At 38.6% G+C, this 19,487-nt stretch carries 15 protein-coding genes; 12 read left to right on the top strand and 3 right to left on the bottom strand.

The window, feature by feature from the left end; translation table 11 throughout:
- The first annotated feature begins 175 nt into the window (after window positions 1–175).
- From H5116_RS08740 to H5116_RS08715, 6 genes are all read left to right on the top strand, one after another.
- Window positions 176–1,414: an AAA family ATPase gene (locus tag H5116_RS08740; RefSeq protein WP_182715979.1), complete on the top strand. Its 1,239-nt coding sequence runs from the start codon at window positions 176–178 to the stop codon at window positions 1,412–1,414.
- Window positions 1,415–1,429: 15 nt separating this feature from the next.
- Complete coding sequence (locus H5116_RS08735) at window positions 1,430–2,392, top strand: transcriptional regulator (RefSeq protein ID WP_182694859.1); 963 nt, start codon at window positions 1,430–1,432, stop codon at window positions 2,390–2,392.
- A gap of 406 nt (window positions 2,393–2,798) precedes the next feature.
- A complete protein-coding gene (locus tag H5116_RS08730) occupies window positions 2,799–5,945 on the top strand; it encodes a DEAD/DEAH box helicase (protein ID WP_182715978.1) in 3,147 nt (1,048 codons plus the stop codon).
- An 877-nt stretch (window positions 5,946–6,822) separates the two neighbouring features.
- A complete protein-coding gene (gene rmuC, locus H5116_RS08725; RefSeq protein ID WP_182715977.1) occupies window positions 6,823–8,289 on the top strand; it encodes a DNA recombination protein RmuC in 1,467 nt (488 codons plus the stop codon).
- A 50-nt stretch (window positions 8,290–8,339) separates the two neighbouring features.
- Complete coding sequence (locus H5116_RS08720; RefSeq protein ID WP_182715976.1) at window positions 8,340–8,531, top strand: DUF3185 family protein; 192 nt, start codon at window positions 8,340–8,342, stop codon at window positions 8,529–8,531.
- Window positions 8,532–9,147: 616 nt separating this feature from the next.
- Window positions 9,148–10,314, top strand: coding sequence for an aldo/keto reductase (locus H5116_RS08715; protein ID WP_182715975.1), 1,167 nt, complete (start codon window positions 9,148–9,150; stop codon window positions 10,312–10,314).
- A gap of 254 nt (window positions 10,315–10,568) precedes the next feature.
- On the opposite strand, the gene H5116_RS08710 is transcribed toward H5116_RS08715, so the two are convergent.
- A complete protein-coding gene (locus H5116_RS08710; protein WP_182715974.1) occupies window positions 10,569–11,300 on the bottom strand; it encodes an aspartate/glutamate racemase family protein in 732 nt (243 codons plus the stop codon).
- 115 nt (window positions 11,301–11,415) lie between these two features.
- On the opposite strand from H5116_RS08710, the gene H5116_RS08705 reads away from it, so the two are divergent.
- Complete coding sequence (locus H5116_RS08705; protein ID WP_182715973.1) at window positions 11,416–12,297, top strand: LysR family transcriptional regulator; 882 nt, start codon at window positions 11,416–11,418, stop codon at window positions 12,295–12,297.
- Window positions 12,298–12,383: 86 nt separating this feature from the next.
- On the opposite strand, the gene H5116_RS20330 is transcribed toward H5116_RS08705, so the two are convergent.
- Together H5116_RS20330 and H5116_RS08695 are read right to left on the bottom strand one after the other, a co-directional pair.
- A complete protein-coding gene (locus H5116_RS20330; RefSeq protein ID WP_261765618.1) occupies window positions 12,384–12,551 on the bottom strand; it encodes a LysR family transcriptional regulator in 168 nt (55 codons plus the stop codon).
- Window positions 12,552–12,558: 7 nt separating this feature from the next.
- On the bottom strand, window positions 12,559–13,464 hold the full coding sequence (locus H5116_RS08695; RefSeq protein WP_182715972.1) for a LysR family transcriptional regulator: 906 nt from the start codon (window positions 13,462–13,464) through the stop codon (window positions 12,559–12,561).
- Window positions 13,465–13,570: 106 nt separating this feature from the next.
- Between H5116_RS08695 and H5116_RS08690 the strand changes: the two genes are divergently transcribed.
- The 5 genes from H5116_RS08690 (at window position 13,571) to H5116_RS08670 (ending at window position 19,478) form a co-directional block, all read left to right on the top strand.
- Entirely contained in the window at window positions 13,571–14,347 is a 777-nt protein-coding gene (locus H5116_RS08690; protein WP_182715971.1) for a class III extradiol ring-cleavage dioxygenase, read from the top strand.
- An 80-nt stretch (window positions 14,348–14,427) separates the two neighbouring features.
- On the top strand, window positions 14,428–15,105 hold the full coding sequence (locus tag H5116_RS08685; protein WP_002959247.1) for a haloacid dehalogenase type II: 678 nt from the start codon (window positions 14,428–14,430) through the stop codon (window positions 15,103–15,105).
- A 340-nt stretch (window positions 15,106–15,445) separates the two neighbouring features.
- On the top strand, window positions 15,446–16,984 hold the full coding sequence (locus tag H5116_RS08680) for an aspartate aminotransferase family protein (protein ID WP_182715970.1): 1,539 nt from the start codon (window positions 15,446–15,448) through the stop codon (window positions 16,982–16,984).
- Entirely contained in the window at window positions 16,984–18,303 is a 1,320-nt protein-coding gene (locus H5116_RS08675) for a lysine N(6)-hydroxylase/L-ornithine N(5)-oxygenase family protein (RefSeq protein WP_182715969.1), read from the top strand. Before H5116_RS08680 ends, H5116_RS08675 begins: the two co-directional genes overlap by 1 nt.
- Window positions 18,300–19,478: an MFS transporter gene (locus tag H5116_RS08670; RefSeq protein WP_182715968.1), complete on the top strand. Its 1,179-nt coding sequence runs from the start codon at window positions 18,300–18,302 to the stop codon at window positions 19,476–19,478. Before H5116_RS08675 ends, H5116_RS08670 begins: the two co-directional genes overlap by 4 nt.
- The last annotated feature ends 9 nt before the right edge of the window (window positions 19,479–19,487 follow it).

Genomic DNA, 19,487 nt, shown 5'->3' with positions numbered 1-19,487 from the left:
CTTTACTACCTTATATATTTAACCACCTTTAAACTTCTTTATTTATACTAAGCAATATTAAAAGTGTAAAAGTATTTTTAAATGTCTTCTTTTTAAAATGCATGTCGTCTTAAATAGTTGTTTACAGCAATTTGAATGGACATTATACTAACTGCCTAACTTTGAGGAAGAAAGTATGTCTATCAATAATAACGCGCTAAGTACCTACCGGCTTTTAAAAGCAACTGCAGAAGTAGCTGAAAAATCTTTAGAAGGTCGTATTCAGCACTATCGTGCTCATCTTAAATCAGAAGAAAAAGAATTAAGAACTTATACGCAAAAAGCAGCTGCCGATTTATTAGGTTGTAATAATCGTACTTTAAAAAGACGTCATGACAACGGTGACTTTGATGATTTAAACATAAAACGCGGCGCCAATGGTCATTATGCTTACACATTAGTAAACATTTTTGCTATGGCTGATATTATGGATATTAAACCAGATCATCGTACTGATGATGACAAACTGCAAGTTATTGTCATTAATTCTCTCAAAGGTGGATGTGGCAAAACAACTAGCATGGTTAATATTGCAGCAGCGCTGGCAACTACAAATATTAAGCGCTATCGCATTGGTATAATTGATTTAGATCCTCAAGGTTCTTCTTCAAGCTTTTTTCCTTCAAGCGAGCATGACCCAATTACTGTTGGTGATTTAATGCGTGATTGTATAGATTTAGATGAGGGCGAAACATGGCCTGAATTTGTTTCAAACTCATTTTTATCAACGCACATCCCAAATATTCGTGTACTACCATCAGGTATGGACGATTTTTATTTTGAGCACGAAACTGCAACATTACTCAAAGACACCTCAAATTATGAGCAAACTCGTCATTACCATAAGTTACTTGAAAAAGTAATTAACCCTGTTAAAGACGAGTTTGATATTATATTAATAGATACAGCTCCAACTCTTAACTTTATGTTTTATAATGCATTAATGGCTTCTACTGCGATGCTTATCCCTGTTCATCCAGAAGCTGTAGACTTTGATGCTAATAATAAATATTTAAAACGACTAGGCGAGATTTACCATACCGTTGCGGCACTTGGCCATGAGGGATGGGACTTTATGCAGTTTTTAGTGACCAACTATGTAAAAGGTAATCACTCACAGCGCGATATTGTTAAAGATGTTCGTAGTGCATTCGGTCGCCAAGTTATGAGTTACCCAATCAACCACAGCTCGGCGATTACTGCTAGTTCTTCGTCTTTCAATACTATTTTTGATCAAAAAGCGTCAGACAGCTTAGCAAGCCGTGAATCACTAATGCGCGCTCAAGAAAATATTAAAGATGTTGTCGATGAGCTAGAAATGCTTATTCGTTCAAATTGGCAGTCAACTCAATCAACACTCAATACCCCTAAGTAAGGATGTTAAATAAAAATGGCTAAAAAACGTAAAAATGACACCCGCTTAGATCCTTTTGCAACAGCTGTAGGAAGTAGTAGCCTTGACGCATTACTTGAACAAGCAAATGCTGGTGATGTAATTCGCATGCCAGCACCGAGCGATCCTGAGCGCCAAATTACTCTTATTTGCAAAGTGATCGCACACGCTGACATTGAATCTACAACAGGTGTGTACGGTAAAAACCGCCGTGTACAAGCACTTCTTAACGAAAAGTCAGTATCGGATATTTTACCTGCCATTGCAGAGGATGGCCGTAATCAGCACCCTGCGTTACTTTGGGATCAGGGTGGTAAAAGCTTAGTATTAGCGGGTTCTCGCCGTCGTATGGCCTGTATTTTAGGTAACGCTGATTATTTAGTACTTAGTTCAAGTGACTTTACTGAGCAAGACGCTAAAATTTTAGCTGTATCTTCAGATCAATATATCGCTCCAAGTCTATGGGAGCTAGGACAAGCTTACCAGCAAACTAAAAATGAGCTTATTGAACAAGGTAAAAAAGGATCTTACAGAGAGATTGCTGCAATTGAAGGTGTATCACACACCGCCATTGCAGATGCTGTTAAAGCGTATGAACAAATACCTGCTGAAGTTATTGCACTCTACCCTACTGCGAATCACGTGGGTCGCGAAGTGGCTAAAAAGCTCATGAGCGCAAAGGAGAGAGACCAAGAGGCGTTTAATCAACTTGTTAGTGACCTAGCTAGTGATGAAGAGCTAAACGCCATTACAAGTGACGACAAGCGTGCAATGGCAATCACTAAATGCCTAACTGCTGAGCCTCAAGCTGCTGTTAAGCGTGAAGCTGTACTTGAAAATAAGTTTGTATCGGTACAACGCAATTTAAAAAGTGGTGATGTGTCTATCAAAATCGACAATAAAGTGATGACAGACAAACGCTTAGAACAATTAACTAAGCTATTAAGTGTCTTTAATTAGTTAGTTAAATAATGATCTGTCAGACATATATACTTAGTTAAATACTGATCTGACAGATTGTTTTGTTAGTAAAAATCTGATCTTTACTAGCCTAATCCTACCTTAAATGATCATATTTCCTCTTCAAGATCACTTTTTTACTAACTAATCGCCCCCTTTTAGCTATTTGCTCTTGGTTTATTATTATTGTTAGTAAAATTGTGATCTATAACGTGTGGTTTAATCTTTATTTTTATATGTAGTGCCTAATATTTTGCGAAATTTTATACTCATTTTTACCTATAAACCGATTTTTTACTAAGCTATCAGCTCCAACCAGTTTATATCTTGTTAATAGTGCTTTAGCTCAGAGCACATAAGGCATATACTGGCAGAATTATTTTTAAAATTTAATGCTTAGAGTGACATGTCTGCTAACTTATCAAAAAATGATTTAATGGCTATTTTTGAAGAAATTAAAAATGAGCAGGCTACCCAGTTTCCTCTTTCTGAACGCTTTATTAAAAAACTTTTCCGCGAAAATGTCTTAGATAAAGGCAAAGAGTACTACAAGAAAGGTCAAATCACCTGGCTAGAGCATACCCCTAATTTTTCTGTTGTAGACTCTACCGTGCAAGTGGATAACGGATCATCATTTAACCAACGTATTGAGATCAGTAAAGTACCAACTGGTTATTCTGTTGATACGCACTGTACGTGTAATGCAAAAACCAAATGCCGACATTTAGCTGCTATTTTGTTTAAGCTTAAAATAGAGCACTCTGGTGAATACGGTGAAGATTACTTCATTAATGATTGGTTTAGTGAATTAAGCGCTCTTAAAAGTGGTGATCAACATACGCCGTCGCAAGTATTATTATTTGTATTAGATATTGAAAATAACAAAGTATTTTTAACACCTAAAATAGCTAATTTTGAGACTAAAAAGAATTACACGTTAGGCCGAAACCTCACAGAGCAACAGTTAAATAGTTTCGTAACGCCAAATGATTTACTCGAAAGTGATTTTAGATTATTTAGTTGGATACGTTCACAAAATGCAGTAGGAAGTATTGAGCTAAAAGGCCAATGGGGCTTTAGTGCCCTACAACAATTGATAGCTACTGAACGCTTGTTTTTTCAGCGCTCTCGCGTACCAATTAAAGCGCAATCTGGCCAAGCATTGAGTTTTAGTTGGGAGCAAGATAAAGATCTATCACAATTAGTTATTAAGCTTGAGCAAACCCAAAACTGGGCTTTATTAAAAACAACACCACCTACTTACCTCGATTTAGATCATTTAAAAGCGGGTCGTCTTCGTACCCCATTGAGTGCAGACGAAATAGCGCATTTACAAACTATGCCTGCTTTGCATGACGCTAATTTTGACAGAATATATAAACAGCTTGCCGATAACTTTGGCGCAGGTGTTATACCGCACCCTACTAACTTGCAGCCAACGTTACCTAAGCTATCTAGTAACGCTGTTTTAAAAGTAACAATGGGCGAGCAAGGTTTATCGCTTTCGCTATTATTTAAGTATAAAAATAAAAACTATTTAGCTGGTTCTGCCCCAGCAAGTACTATAAATAGCGCATTTGAAAACACCGTAACTAACGAGCTAATCAATCTAGGGTTTGAATTTTGTAAAGGGGGTTTACAAAGTGAGCTTGTATTTACAAAGCAATCTCCTATCCATTTGCATTGGCTAATATACGAAGTATTCCCTGGCTTTAAGCAGCGTGGTTGGCAAGTCAGTGTAAGTAAAGTAACAAGCCCTAATCCACAATGTGAAGTGAGTTTACATGTACACCGTGCAGCAGGGCATCAAATGCACTGCAAAGTATTGTTGTGTGACGCAAAAGCATCGCTGTTGTTTACTAATGCTGATTCGCTTTATCAGTCATTGAATCGCCAAAGTGAACTGTTTTATTACTACCCGCTTGGCCGTCAATTTGGGGTTATTAATAAGTCTGCCATTAACTTATTAAACGAATTTAAAGAACGTTTTGAATTTGTAAAAACACGTGACGAATTTAATATTCCGCTTTCGTATTTACCTGAACTAGTAAAGCACACAGCTATTAACGTAGAGCTTCACGACGATTCACTTGAGCTATATTTACAAGAGTTAAATAATACCGATAAGGCAATGCCTAAGGTTTCATTACATGGCTTAAATGACTCAGTAACACTTCGTGAGTACCAACAGCAAGGCGTTGATTGGCTTAGCTTTTTAAAACGTCATCAATTAGGTGGTATTTTAGCTGACGACATGGGGTTGGGTAAAACACTCCAAGTTATTGCATTTTTAGCGAGTACATTTAATCGCCCACAAGCAGGCCCTACACTTATAGTGTGCCCAACTAGCTTGGTGAGTAATTGGAAAAACGAAATTACTAAGTTTGCTAAAAGTTTAAAAGTAACCACTATTTTTGGATCAAACCGTAACGATCCTTTACAACACTTAGCACAAGCGCAATGCATTCTTACTACATACCCGCTTTTAAAGCGTGATATTGCATATTATTCGCCATTATATTTTGAAAATATTATCCTCGATGAAGCACAATACATTAAAAACGATACCGCACAGGTCTCACGATTAGTTAAACGCTTAAATGCCGACTTTAAACTTTGTTTAAGTGGTACTCCAATCGAGAATAATTTACTTGAGCTTAAATCGTTACTCGATTTTGCTATGCCATCGTTACTTGGGTCTCAAGCCCACTTTAAGCAGCACTTTCAAACACCTATTGAGCGTGAAGCTGATATGCAGAGGGCTGAGCAGTTAAAAGCGTTAATTATGCCCTTTATAATGCGCCGCACTAAAGCACAAGTAGCGCAAGAGTTACCTGAAAAAACAGAGCTTACAAAAGAGTTTGAGTTTGAGCCTAAGCAAAAAGAAATGTATCAAGGCATTACACGTTCATTAGAAGAGAAGCTAATAGACTTATTTGCCGAACAAGGCGCACAAAAAAGTAAGCTTGCATTTTTAGAGGCGCTTTTAAAGTTAAGGCAAATTTGTTGCCACCCTAAATTAATAGATCCAGATACTCAAGCAGGCTCCGCTAAGCTTGAATGGTTAACAACACACTTACCGCTTATGCTAAGTCTGGGTCGTAAGATTATTATATTTAGTCAGTTTACATCGGCACTCGATTTAATAGCCCAACGCCTTGAAGAAATAAACATTAACTTTAGTATGCTTACAGGGCAAACGCGTCAACGAGATAAAGTAATCGACGAGTTTACCAGTGGTAAAACATCCGTGTTTTTAATTAGCTTAAAAGCCGGTGGAACAGGCCTTAACTTAACACAAGCAGATACCGTTATTCATTTTGATCCATGGTGGAATCCCGCAGTAGAAAAGCAAGCGACTGATAGAGCCTACCGTATTGGTCAAACTAATCCTGTATTTGTTTATAAGCTCATAATGAGTAACTCAATAGAGCAAAAAGTATTTAAAATGCAGCAAGACAAGCAAGCCCTTGTTGATGCATTATTTACTGATAAATCAATGAGCTTTACAAAGTTTGATGAGCAGCAAATGTTGTCATTAATTAAAAACTAAAAAAGATCTAAAAAGTTTTGATCTTTTTATGAACTTAATTAAAAAGCGGACGTCTATTATTATGCTTGTTGATTAATTGCAGTTAACACAAGCATCATGTTGATTTCCCATTTAGTTACTAATTTTAGTAATGATTGAGCCAGCCCATTTTGAGTTGGCTTTTTTTATGTCTAAAATTTAGCGTGCAGTACTTATTTTAAAAGTTTTTATTTTTTTATGAACTTAATTCAAAAAGACGCGTCTACTATTATGCTTGTTGATTAATTGCAGTTAATACAAGTTTTCATGTTGATTCCCTATTTAGTTACTAATTTTAGTAATGATTGAGCCAGCCCATTTTGAGTTGGCTTTTTTTATGTCTAAAATCTAGCGTTCAGCACTTATTTTAAAAGTTTTTTATTTTTTTTGAACTTAATTAAAAAAGACGCGTCTACTATTATGCTTGTTGATTAATTGCAGTTAATACAAGTTTTCATGTTGATTCCCCCTATTTAGTTACTAATTTTAGTAATGATTGAGCCAGTTCATTTTGAACTGGCTTTTTTTATGCCCATAATTTGATTTGTTTAAATCAACCCGAATAAAAATAAATGATCTTCCGCAAATTAATTTGAATTAATTATTTTGTTATCCGGTCTACTCTAATGCCTGTTGTTATATAGCCTCACCTAATAATATTAGTTATTTTGGTGATTATGTATTTAAGTTGCAGCTTGCTCGGGCACATGTTGATTATCCCTTTGATTACTTAACTTAGTAATATTTGACCAGCTTATTTTAAGCTGGTTTTTTTATGTCTGTAATTTCTTAACTCCCCTACTTCTGTTGTTGGTTATTGGTTATGATGGCATGTCTCTAAATTTTATAAGTTTATTTTATGCTCACTCAAGTACTCACTAATATTGATTGGTTAAGCGCTGGTGCTGGTGTTGCTTTAGGCGCCCTATTTTACGGCGCTGTATCAACACGGCTTCGCAAAAAGCTACATCTACAAATAAGCGAACAGCAGCAACAGCTTTCCCTGTTACAAAACCAATTTGATAATAAAGAGCTGCAATACAGCGCCTTGCTAGAAGATCATGAACTGCTAGAACATACTCACCAAGAGCAGCGCGATGAAGCGCAGCATTTTAAAACGCGTTTTAGCGAACAAGAAAAACAAAGCATTCAATACAATCACTTTTGGCGTAAAGCCGAAGGCGAGCTGGCAGCGCTTCGTGAACAATACAATCAGCGCGATGTTGAATATAATAATATGCGCACTACCCTTGAGCAAAAACAGCAAAACTTTAGCGAGCAACTCGCGCAAATTGAGCAAAGTAAAAATACGCTCAAAAAAGAGTTTGAAAACCTAGCCAATAAAATTCTAGAAGAAAAATCACAAAGCTTTAAAACCTTAAATCAAGAAAGCATTGAGCAATTATTAAAACCAGTTCAAGGCGAGCTAAAAGGCTTTAGAGAAAAAATGGAATCAATGCACGTTGAAGACATAAAACAACGGACTGCGCTTAAAACCGAGCTACTGCATTTGCAAGCTAAAAGCCAAGCTATAACAGATCAAGCCGACAAGCTCAGTAACGCCCTACAAGGGCAAAAGAAAACCCAAGGTAATTGGGGCGAGCTTATGCTCGAAAACGTATTAGATAGTGCTGGCTTACGTGCAGGCGTTGATTATAAGCGCGAAGTGTCGTTTAACACTGAAGATGGCCGCTTACGCCCTGATGTAGTTGTGTACTTACCACAGGGTCGCCACTTAGTTATTGATGCTAAAACTTCATTAAATGCCTATACACGCTACGTGAATGCTGAAAATGATCTAGATGCTAATCAAGCAATTAAAGAGCATGTAAACGCCGTTACAGCGCGTATTAATGAACTTGCGAGTAAATCGTACGACCGCTTACCAGGTATTAACTCGCCAGAAGTGGTGGTTATGTTTGTACCAATAGAATCAGCTTTTGTAGAAGCACTCAAATATCAAAGCGATATTTACCAACAAGCAATCGAAAAAAATATACTGGTAGCTACACCCACGACTTTGCTTACTAGTTTAAATATTGTTAAACAGTTATGGCGTTTTGAAGAGCAAACTAAATACTCAAAAGAGCTGGCAAGTCGAGCGGAGCGTTTTTATAACAAGCTCAATGGTTATTTATTGAGTATGGAAGGTGTAGGTAAGCAGCTTGATAAAGCGAAAGAAAGTTATGATAAAGCATTTTCGCAGCTATACCGTGGTAAAGGTAATTTAATTAAACAAGCATCAGAGTTTAAAGAGCTTGGTGTATCGGTACAAAAAGAGTTACCTAGTGAGAGCGTAGAACGTGCTCAATTAGAATTAGATTAACCCTGATTTATTTTTATTTAGTTTATGTAAGTTAAACCTTAAGGATATTTATGAATAATAAGATTGTAGGAATTGTTTTAATCGTTATAGGTATCGCTTTAATTATGTGGGGATACGACGTGTATGATGCGGCGGCTTCGCAGCTTAGCCGTGCATTTAGTGACGACACACCAATAGAAGCATGGGCGGGTATTATTGGCGGTGCCATCTGTGTGTTAATTGGTATTAAAAAGCTCAAGTAACCTGAACTTGAATAATTGATCTATTTAAGCAGCTATTTTCAGCGCTAACTATGTTGAATTTAGTTGCAATTTGCTGCACTGCAGAGTGTTACTTGGCAAGATAAAACTCTTACAGGGCTTGCCAGCAATTGCATTGTGAAAGAGACAAATACGTCGTGTATTGCAAGGCAAACCTTTAATAATAAACGTTTTTGTAATATTTACCCCAATTATTTCAACTACGCTCGGTTAAATTAGCTAAGTGTTGCCGCAATCGCTTTGATAGTGAGATTATTTGTGCATCTTTAATTTATTGCGGTTTTGTCTACTAATTTGTACACATCTAATAAATGTAACCATTTTATATTGTATAAATGAGTATTAAGGCGTGCACCAATTTGGAAGTATGCTTTTTTATCAAGCTATTAAAATGCACTGTTTTGTACATTTAAAAGGACTATACGAGTAAAGAAAATAATCAGTTATAAATGTTAATTCAAACGTCTATTCAGTGTTTGTTAATTTAACTATCTTATTGATAGTATTGTCATTTATTATATTTTCCTTGCTTGAGTTTGGTTGTTATTTATACTAGCTTAGAGCGTAGATATTTAACCTACTCAAGGAGAATAGTCACATGGTATCTCGCAGAAATTTTATTAAAGCAGGGGCTGCTTTAAGTTTAGGCTCTATTTTTAGTGCTTCAGCTTTGGCTGAGCAACTAAAGGTAAAAATGTCTAACGGCAGTGTTATGCAAACTAAAGGCTCAATAGATAAAAGCGCTGCTCTACCCACAAACGATGTTACTAACGCTAAGCATTACCGGCCGGAATCAAGAATGGGCTTGGGCGGCCTTGCCGCCGGGAATGGCTTTAATACTATATCAAGCGATACAGAAATTTTAACAATGCTAAATGCAGCATGGGGTTCTGGTATTCGTCATTTTGATACATCACCTTTTTACGGTTTGAGTTTAAGCGAAAGGCGCTTCGGTGATTTACTTCGAAACAAAAAGCGTGAAGATTATGTTTTATCCTCAAAAGTAGGTCGCCTTCTTACCCCTTCAGCAGAGCCTTTAGAAAATAGTTGGCATTGGGCTGATCACTCACCGTTTCATTATAAGTATGATTATTCAGCCTCAGGCACGCGCCGTTCAATAGAAGATACTTTGCATCGTATTGGTGTCGCCTCACTCGATATTGTCTATATTCACGATTTATCACCACAAAACAGCGATATGGGAGATGACTGGCTTAAGTATTTTGATCAAGCGGCTAAAGGTGCTATTCCTGAGCTGACTAAAATGCGTGATGAAGGAATAATTAAAGGCTGGGGTTTTGGAGTAAATACACCTCATGCTGTTTATAAAGCGCTTGATATGTCAGACCCAGATATTTGCTTACTAGCGCTGCAGTATTCAATTTTAGATCACAAGCAGGCACTTGATAAAACCTTTCCTATGCTTGATAAACGAGGTATTTCAGCAGTCATTGGAGCGCCGCTTAATGGTGGTTTTTTAGCTGGTCGAAATCGCTTTAATTACTCGCCTAAAATTCCAGGGCCTATGCAGCAAAAGTTTAATGCAATAAGCGACATTGCATCTAAACATGGGATTGATATTAAAACAGCTGCACTGCAGTTTGCTGAGGCGCCTTCAACGGTATCCTCAATTATTCCTGGGGCACGCACGGAGGAGCAAATTAAAGCTAATGTAGCCTCAATGAAAGTTACCATACCAAGCGAATTTTGGAGTGAGTTGAAATCTAAACAGCTTATTGCACAAAACGCCCCCATACCTGCATAACAAAATAGGTGTGCCATTTATACCAATCCGCAATAATGCTTAATCATTTTTCGGGGCTAAACGTGTCGCTATCTGTGTTTAAAAAATCTCATTTACGACTGCATGGATGCAGAAGGTAGAGCAATGCAGGAGCAATTGCCGAGAACAACTAAATAGCGAATTTTTTGCCTAGCTATCAACACGTTTTTCCATCCTCAAAATAGATCACTTAATTAAGCGAATTGGTATTACTTGGCACACCTATGCTTAATTTTTTAAGCAACGCTTGAGAATAAGTGAGTTGATTGTTGAGTGCTTGTATAAGCCCAATTAACACACTCTTGCGCTAAAATCGCGATGGTATCTAAACATGTATCGGGTGAATTAAATACTTGTTCATTTAAAACTAGCGGTATTTCGGTGCAACCAAGTAGTACTGTATCGGCACCGTGGGCTAGCATTAGCTCATAACTTTGTTTTAAAAGATTATGTCCTGAGGTTAAATCTCCTGACTTAACCGCCGTTATACCTTGCATTATAAATGTTTGCTGTTGCTCGTTAGGCTCAATAAATTCAATATTGTGCTTACTAAATGCCGTCTGATATATCCGCATATTGAGCGTGGCTGTGGTTGCTAATATCCCTATCTTACGTTTGCCCGTTGCCTTTGCGCGCTTAATAACGCTTTGTACAATACTAATGGTATGCACATCAGCATTTTGCGTTAGTGCGTTGTACCAATAATGCGCGGTATTACACGGTATAACAATGCAACTTACACCTAAGCTAGTAAGTTGGTTAAAACCCTTTTTAAGCTCAAAAAATGGATTTTCATCTTCAATACCCATTAAAAAATTTGTTCTGTCAGGAATTTGCGGGATATTCCTTATAAACATAGGTATGTGCTCTTGATCATTCTTAGCAGGTGATAACGCAATTACTTGATTCATAAATGAGGCGGTAGCCAAAGGCCCCATTCCTCCCAATATTCCTAGTGTTCTAAGCATTGTTATATTCCGATAAGTTGTTACTGTATGGGTTAAATTTATCGTGTTTTTTTTGTTTTGAATAATGCTATTATTTTACTGGCCATGCTTAAATTGCATATCTTGAGTGAGTATTATGAATATAGAGAGTAAATGGTTAGAAGATTTTTTGGCCTTATCTAATACAAAAAGCTTTTCGCAGGCCGCAAGGCTTAGGCATATAACGCAACCTGCTTTTAGTCGACGAATTAAAGCATTAGAAGAAGCCGTAGGTGCAGAGCTAATAGATAGAGAGAACTTACCAATTACACTTACCTCAAGCGGTAAAATATTTCATATAACAGCGCGTAATCTAATAAACCAAATGAATAACTCAGTGAGTATGTTAGAAGAACTCTCCTCTGAAGAAACTCACTCAGTAAAGGTTGCTGCAGCGCACTCATTAGCTACGTTTTTAGCGCTAAAGCTGTCGAACTTTCATAGTAAAAGTGATCGTAAAGTAGTCCTCAATATAGAAGCCATTGATGTTGATAAAGCCACAGCTACGCTCGAACATGGCGCATGTGACCTACTTATTGCTTTTGATAACGAACGATTAAAGTTACCTCCGTTTAGTCATCAAAAAATAGGCAGTGCAGAGTTATTGCCAGTGAGTGCCTGCAATGCAAACGGTAAGGCAATATACAATTTAGAAAGTGATGGGTTTGTACCTCACTTAGCTTACAGTTTAGATTCTTATATGGGTAGGCAGTTAGAGCCGATAATATCGGGCTCTAAACTTAAAAAAGTATTTGTATCGTCGATGACAGAGCTTTTAAAAATACAGGCTTTAGAGGGTAATGGCATTGCTTGGTTACCAAACTATGTCATTACTAAAGAGCTAAAAGAGAAAAGTTTAGTTGTGGTTGGCCAAAAGCATCATTGCGTACCTATTACATATTATGCGTATCGGTACCATGCAGCGCTTCACCCTGGCGGCGAGAGCGTCTGGAATAAATTAAAAGAGCTAAATGTATAACGCAAAAAATTACTGTAAACCCCCATTACAGTAAAATGGGCATTATTAATTTAACGCGCTCACAGTAATATGAATCTGTATTTTAATTATATTCCTATTTTATTATGGATTTTTACTTCCATAATAATTGGGTGTTTTGTCCCTTTTTTAATTTGCTTAGATAGTGACGAATTATCCATATCATGCAGTGCTGCGGCTTTGGCAAATGAGCCTTGTTGCACTACATCTACAAATAACGTTAATTGATTACTTATCGATATATCACTGTCCTAAATCCCAGTAAGGTGTATCGCCATAATAGCCACTTGCAAAATCAACAAACGCACGTACTTTACTGGGTAAAAACTGTCTGTTTGCATACACCATGTAAAGCCCCATTGGCTCGGGTTCGTAGTCATTTAAAATGCGCACTACTTTACCTTGAGCCAGTGCTTCCCCTGCTATAAATGTTGGCTGCATAGCAATACCACCACCCGCAATGGCTGTATTTAGTAGCAAATCACCATTGTTAGCCACAAAGTTACTTTCAAGCTTTAGCTCGCTTTTTAACTCATTAACCCCAAATAATCGCTTTGTGGGTTCGCTGTGGGAATAGCGTAAATAATTATGTGACTGTAAATCTAAAAGCGTTTGTGGCGTGCCATGGCATTCTAAATAGTCGGGTGATGCAAACACCGCTAGGTGTATAGGCGCAATTTTTTTAGCTATCAACGTTGAGTTTTTTAATACGCCAATGCGCAGAGCAATATCAATACCCTGCTCTACTATATCTACATATTGGTCGGTGAGCCGTAAATCTAACTTTAAATTTGGATACTGCTTTTGAAAATCAACCAGCAAACCTGCTAAATGCTTAGTACCAAACGACATAGGTGCACTAATACTAAGCACACCCGAGACATTCTCGCTTAAGTTATTTAGTGAGTTTTCCATGTCTTCAATATCAATAATCACCTGCTGACAACGCTGATAATATTGATTTCCAGCCTCTGTAACACTTACTTTTCGCGTTGTACGGTGTAATAAACGCGTGCGTAGATTATCTTCCAGCGCAGAAATATATTTGCTGACTAACTGCGGCGAAATATCGAGTTTATCGGCCGCTTTTGAAAACGATCCTTCTTGCACAACGGCTAAAAAGGTCTTCATGGTGGTGAGTTTATCCATCTTTAACAATAGTTTATTGATAATGTATAAATAAATACCATATTTATCGTCAAAATAAAAACTAATATAGTGCTTAATAACACATCTATTTGTTTAAGGTTTTAGCATGACTCAGCCCGCTTTATTTATATCTCACGGTTCGCCAATGATGGCTGTTCAGCAATCGGCTACGTCAGATTTTTTTGCATCATTAGCTCAAACGCTTAGTAAACCACGTGCTATTGTGGTGTTTTCTGCCCACTTTGATGAAGCGCACGATATAGTTATTACATCCGGAGATGCGCCGCATACTATTCACGACTTTTATAACTTCCCCAAGCCCCTGTATGAAATTCAATACCCAGCACTAGGAGACCCTAAGCTTGCTAATACTATTAGTGAGTACTTTTACAAAGCGGGTATTAAAACGGTGCAAAATGCGGATCAAGGGTGGGATCATGGTGTGTGGATCCCGCTGCGCTTAATGTACCCAGCAGCTAATATTCCCATTGTTCAGGTGTCTATTAACACGCGTTTGGGCGCTCAGGCTATGTATAAATACGGGCAGTTACTTGCACCACTGCGCAGCGATAACGTATTAATTATTGGCTCCGGCGGGATTAGTCACAATCTACGTGAAATATTTAAAAGCCCTGCAACACCTAATCGTGTTCAAATGGTTGATGAGTTTACCCATTGGGTTGAGCAAAAATTAATAGCGCAAAACACCCAAGCGTTACTTAACTATTTAAATGAAGCACCTCATGCTTTATTTAATCACCCTACCCAGGAGCACTTTTTACCTCTTTTTGCAGCGCTAGGAAGTAGTGACGGTAAAGCCGAAAAAATACATGAAGACATCGAAATGGATGTTTTAGCGCTTGATGCGTATAAGTTTTATTAAATTGAGCGTTCGTTCAAAGTAAGTTAAGCTGTAAGCAAGTACTCTAAAACCAACTTAATTTATTTTATTGCGGAGCAAACATGGCAACTACACTTGCATTTGACGTATACGGTACGCTAATAAACACTCACGGCGTACTGTCCTTACTCGACGACATGATTGGCGATAACGCCCAAGCATTTTCAAATACATGGCGCGAAAAGCAATTAGAGTATTCATTTAGACGTGGATTAATGCAAAATTATATTCCTTTCTCGCTATGTACAAAACACGCACTCGATTACGCCTGCTTAGCGCACAAAACCGAGCTAAGTGAAGATCAAAAGGGGCAACTGCTAGAGCTTTATAAAACGCTTCCTGCGTTCGATGATGTAAAAGCAGGCCTTGAGCAATTAAAAGCGAAGGATTACCGTTTGTTTGCATTTTCAAACGGCGCTGCCGACGCAGTTCATACCTTATTAGAAACCGCTGGCATTAGTGAGCTTTTTGAAGGGGTAGTAAGTGCCGACGACGTTAAAACCTTTAAACCAAACCCAGGGGTTTATAGCCACTTTTTACGCGAAACTAATTCAACAGGCGCAAACACGTGGCTTGTATCAAGTAATCCGTTTGATGTAACCGGTGCCATATCGCATGGTATGCGCGCGGCGTGGATTCAACGATCTAAAGAATCTATTTTCGATCCGTGGGAAATACAGCCAAATACTATCGCAACCGACTTACTTGATTTAAAAGCAAAATTAGAAAGCGTTAATTAAGCCGTACTTTTATACCCAATTTACAGTTTTAGGTGTAAACCTAGCTGTAAATGGGGTCCACTTTTTAAATTTGTTAGCCACTTATAATATGACTGCTTTAACTTACCTCTCCTCACTTTTTAAATATCGCATTATTAAAAAACCTAATTAAATAGTATGCGCTTTAAATATTTGCATAAGTCATTTTATATACATCGGTAGTTTTAAAAGTAATTCCTTATAACTAATTACTTTCCCTTAAATACGATAATAACCCTATATTTAGTCCTTAATCATTATTGATAATGCAAATTATTACCATTAAGATCCTTGAACCCAAATAAGCACCAAGGAGCGAAATATGTCACAATTACAAACTGCACAGCTCAGCCCTATCCAAAACCAATCTTTATTTGAGCAAAATGGCCTACCGCCGCAATTTAATCTCGATCAGTTTATTAATTATCAAATAGCGTCGCTGCAGGGGCTTTCGGCTGTACAACAAGCCATGGCTAAAGCGCAAAAGCCGTTTTCTGGTGTGTCGGTTAATACGCTTGCCGCCACTGTTAATGATGTAGATTTAGCCAAACCTCTTGCTGATTTTCCTGCGGTATTAAACGAGCTTAAAAGTGTGTATTTAGATCACGCTGTATATTTTCATCACCCGCGTTATATGGCGCATTTAAATTGCCCTGTTACATACCCTGCGGTTGTGGCTGAGCACATAATTGGCGCAATTAATACCTCGGTAGATACCTGGGATCAAAGCGCTGGCGCGACCCTTATTGAACAAAAGCTAATTGATTGGAGCTGTGAAAAAGCAAAGCTACCTAGCACTGCTGATGGCGTTTTTACTAGCGGTGGTACACAATCGAACTTAATGGCAATACTTGTTGCACGCGAAGTAGCTGTAAGCCGTTATGCACCAAATCACGAAGTAAAACTGCAAGGTTTGCCGGATGTAGCCTCGCGATTTCGTATTTATTGCTCTGAGGTGGCGCATTTTAGTATTCAAAAGGCAGCGGCATTACTGGGCTTAGGTTATAACGCGGTAGTGCCCGTGGCTACAAACAATAAAATGCAAATGGATATGGACGCACTTAACCACGCAATTGCGGATTCTAAAGCTAAGGGCGATTTACCTATCGCTGTGGTAATTACCGCAGGTACAACCGATTTCGGCTCAATTGACCCTATTGAAGAGATAGCAAAACTTGCTAAAAAAGAGCAGCTTTGGTGCCATGTTGATGGCGCATACGGCGGCGGGTTACTAGTAAGCGAGCATCACCGAAGTGCTTTAAACGGCATAGAACAAGTAGATTCAATTACCATTGATTACCATAAATCATTTATGCAGCCGGTTAGCTGCAGTGCTTTTTTATTAAGTGACAAACACCACTTTAGCCATATTACCCTTTACGCCGACTATCTAAACCCATTAGCTGAGGCCGGCAATGGCACGCCAAATTTAGTTGATAAAAGCTTACAAACCACACGCCGTTTTGATGCCTTAAAACTTTGGTTAACACTGCGTACTATGGGCGAGGCGCCACTTGGCCGAGCGTTTGATAAAGTAATTGGGCTTGCTCGTCAAACCCACATTGTGCTTAACGACCACCCTGATTTTGAAGTTATAAATTACCCAGAGCTTAGCGCGCTAGTATTTCGCTTTGCGCCAGAAGAGCTAAAACATAATCCCGATTTACTCGATATCCTAAACCTGCACGTACGCCAAACATTTTTAAATACCGGTGAAGCCATGATTGCGCGCACCAAAATTAACGGCCGTCACTACCTTAAATTTACGTTACTCAATGCGCAGTGCCAATTGAGCGATGTGCGCGCCGTGCTTGAACAAATTAGCACTATTGCGTGGCAAACGTATAAGGAGCAAAAATAATGAGTAACCAACCTTATGATTTTATAGCCATTGGCCTTGGCCCGTTTAATTTATCGTTAGCGTGTTTAAGTGAACCATTAGAGGGCGTTAAAAGCTTATTTTTAGAGCAACGTAGCCAATTTGATTGGCACCCAGGAATGATGCTAGAAGGTGTTACTTTGCAAACGCCGTTTATGTCTGACTTGGTGACCCTTGCAGATCCTACTAGCCAGTACAGTTTTTTAAATTATGCCAAGCTTAATAATCGCTTATACCCATTTTATATTCGCGAGAGCTTTTTTTTACTGCGTAAAGAATACAACCTATATTGCCAGTGGGTGTGCTCGCAGCTTAGTAACGTAAGCTTTAAGCAAAGTGTAACTAAGGTTGAATTTTGCCAGCAAACTCAGTGCTATACCCTTACCTGTAAAACCCCAAGTGGTGAGCAACAATACCTTACGCGCCACTTAGTGCTTGGCACTGGCCCTGCCCCATATATTCCTGATTGTGCAGTGCAAAGTAATTCTAATAACGTAATGCACAGTAGCGACTTTTGCCACCGCCTTGATGAGCTAAAAACTGCTAAACGGGTTACGGTTGTGGGAGCTGGGCAAAGTGCTGCTGAAATTTATCACACCTTATTACAACAAGCTGTGCCACAAGGTTTGCAACTAGATTGGATTGCGCGATCGCCGCGTTATTTTCCGCTGGAATACACTAAACTCACCCTTGAGATGACCTCTCCTGAGTATGTTGATTACTTTTATAATTTAAAAACTGAGCAACGAGATTGGCTTAACAAAAATCAAAAAAACCTATTTAAAGGCATTAATGGCGATTTAATTAATGACATTTTTGACACCCTTTACGCGCAAAGCCTAGATGGGCCTATTTCTACCACATTTAAAACTAACAGTAAGCTTACTAATACACGTAAAAGTGCTGGGCGCTTAGTAACTGAGTTTTATCATCAAGAGCTAAATGAAGCCTTTGAAATAAAAACCGATTACTTAATTTGTGCCACGGGCTTTAAATACAAGCGCCCCGCTTTTTTAAACCCTATTGCGCAGCAGCTCCCAGAAGATGAACAAGGCCGCTATTTAGTTAGCCGCGAGTATGCGGTAGATAGCGACCAAAAACGTATATTTGTACAAAATGCAGAGCAGCACACCCATGGTTTTGTAACCCCCGATTTAGGCATGGCGTGTTATCGCAACAGTATAATTTTGCGCGAAATACTCGGTTATGCGCCGTATCAGGTTGAGCAAAAAATTGCTTTTCAGTGTTTTGATTTAAGCGATGTAGAAACCCATTCACAGCAAAAGAGTAACGCCGCATGAGTTTACGTTTAGCACTTATTTTGCTTACGGTTATTTCGGTGGTGTGCGACACCTTATTACTGCCGTTTTATCCGCAATTTTTTGCCAGCGAATTTTCTGTAAGTAACCCCACACTTATTGGGGTGTTTGTAGCTAACTGTTGTATTACCGTTATGCTCGCGCTGCCACTATGGGCAAAGGTTGCCAAAAAATACCACGAACTGGCTCTTTGGCTTGTAACGCAAGTGATTGCCGCCTGCTTTGGTTTGCTTTGTTATTTTGCAACTAATGTGTGGGAATTTTGGTTTTATTATCAGCTTATGTTGGTGTTTAAAGCCAGTTACCTACTTATTTACCCGTTTGCACTGCGTTTAGAGCAGCAAAGTAAGCACCTTTCTATTATTGGCTTGTTTTCGGTACTTATGCACTTTGGGGCTATTGGTGGCGCGTTAGTGGGCGGGTACTTTTTTAGTCTAAACGAACCGCGTTATGCACTGTTATTAAGTGCTGCGGGCGATGTAATACAAGTGCTGCTATGTGCCTATTTAATGATGAGCTTAAAGCTAGGTATTTATCAGCACGCTATTGAAAGCGAAAAACCGCGCACTCGTACACCGTACTTTATTTGGCAATTTTGCTTTATAAGCGTGGTAGTTTACTTTAGCGCATTTTTAATTAGGCCATTTTTTACGACCCATTGGCAAGGAATGAGCGCGCAAAGCAGTGCGTTTGTAAGTGCGCTTGTGTACGCCATTCCTGCTTTTTCAGCCCTACTAATGCTTTTGTTTAACCACTTTAGGCAGCACTTGCCTCTTCCTACGCTTAGCCGCACTAGTACGTTTGCGTGCGCGCTTATTTTTGGCGCTATTGGACTTTATTTACAGGCGCAAGAGTCGGTGTGGTTAGTTGTCAGCTCGCGCATTCTTTACGGTATTGCGCTGTTTCAAGTAATGGTTTTATTAGAGGTTATGTTATTTGCCAAAAGTGAGCCTGCTCACTACGGCAGTGATTTTGCCAAAGTGCATGTTGCGCAAAATATTGGCGTTATTTTAGCGTCGTTATTAGTGGGTATGAGTGTGGAATATTTTAATACCACCGTGCCTTTTTACTTTGCTGCCATTGGCTTTGCAAGCCTTGGCGCTATTTTGCTATGGCGCGTTAAATTTGTTGGCCAAGCTGCACACACAGCCACTTAATAATTAAAA

The organism is Pseudoalteromonas sp. SG45-2 (genome assembly GCF_014164115.1).
In the GTDB taxonomy this organism is placed as follows: Bacteria; Pseudomonadota; Gammaproteobacteria; order Enterobacterales; family Alteromonadaceae; genus Pseudoalteromonas; species Pseudoalteromonas distincta.
This window is presented reverse-complemented; position numbering and strand designations above follow the sequence as displayed.

Bases quoted from the DNA above. Each gene is read 5' to 3' on its own strand.
- H5116_RS08690 (WP_182715971.1), top strand. From the start codon at position 13,571: ATGACTCAGCCCGCTTTATTTATATCTCACGGTTCGCCAATGATGGCT.
- H5116_RS08735 (WP_182694859.1), top strand. From the start codon at position 1,430: ATGGCTAAAAAACGTAAAAATGACACCCGCTTAGATCCTTTTGCAACA.
- H5116_RS08715 (WP_182715975.1), top strand. From the start codon at position 9,148: ATGGTATCTCGCAGAAATTTTATTAAAGCAGGGGCTGCTTTAAGTTTA.
- H5116_RS08680 (WP_182715970.1), top strand. From the start codon at position 15,446: ATGTCACAATTACAAACTGCACAGCTCAGCCCTATCCAAAACCAATCT.
- H5116_RS08695 (WP_182715972.1), bottom strand. From the start codon at position 13,464: ATGGATAAACTCACCACCATGAAGACCTTTTTAGCCGTTGTGCAAGAA.
- H5116_RS08710 (WP_182715974.1), bottom strand. From the start codon at position 11,300: ATGCTTAGAACACTAGGAATATTGGGAGGAATGGGGCCTTTGGCTACC.
- H5116_RS08705 (WP_182715973.1), top strand. From the start codon at position 11,416: ATGAATATAGAGAGTAAATGGTTAGAAGATTTTTTGGCCTTATCTAAT.
- H5116_RS08670 (WP_182715968.1), top strand. From the start codon at position 18,300: ATGAGTTTACGTTTAGCACTTATTTTGCTTACGGTTATTTCGGTGGTG.
- H5116_RS08740 (WP_182715979.1), top strand. From the start codon at position 176: ATGTCTATCAATAATAACGCGCTAAGTACCTACCGGCTTTTAAAAGCA.
- rmuC (WP_182715977.1), top strand. From the start codon at position 6,823: ATGCTCACTCAAGTACTCACTAATATTGATTGGTTAAGCGCTGGTGCT.
- H5116_RS08675 (WP_182715969.1), top strand. From the start codon at position 16,984: ATGAGTAACCAACCTTATGATTTTATAGCCATTGGCCTTGGCCCGTTT.
- H5116_RS08720 (WP_182715976.1), top strand. From the start codon at position 8,340: ATGAATAATAAGATTGTAGGAATTGTTTTAATCGTTATAGGTATCGCT.
- H5116_RS08730 (WP_182715978.1), top strand. From the start codon at position 2,799: ATGTCTGCTAACTTATCAAAAAATGATTTAATGGCTATTTTTGAAGAA.
- H5116_RS08685 (WP_002959247.1), top strand. From the start codon at position 14,428: ATGGCAACTACACTTGCATTTGACGTATACGGTACGCTAATAAACACT.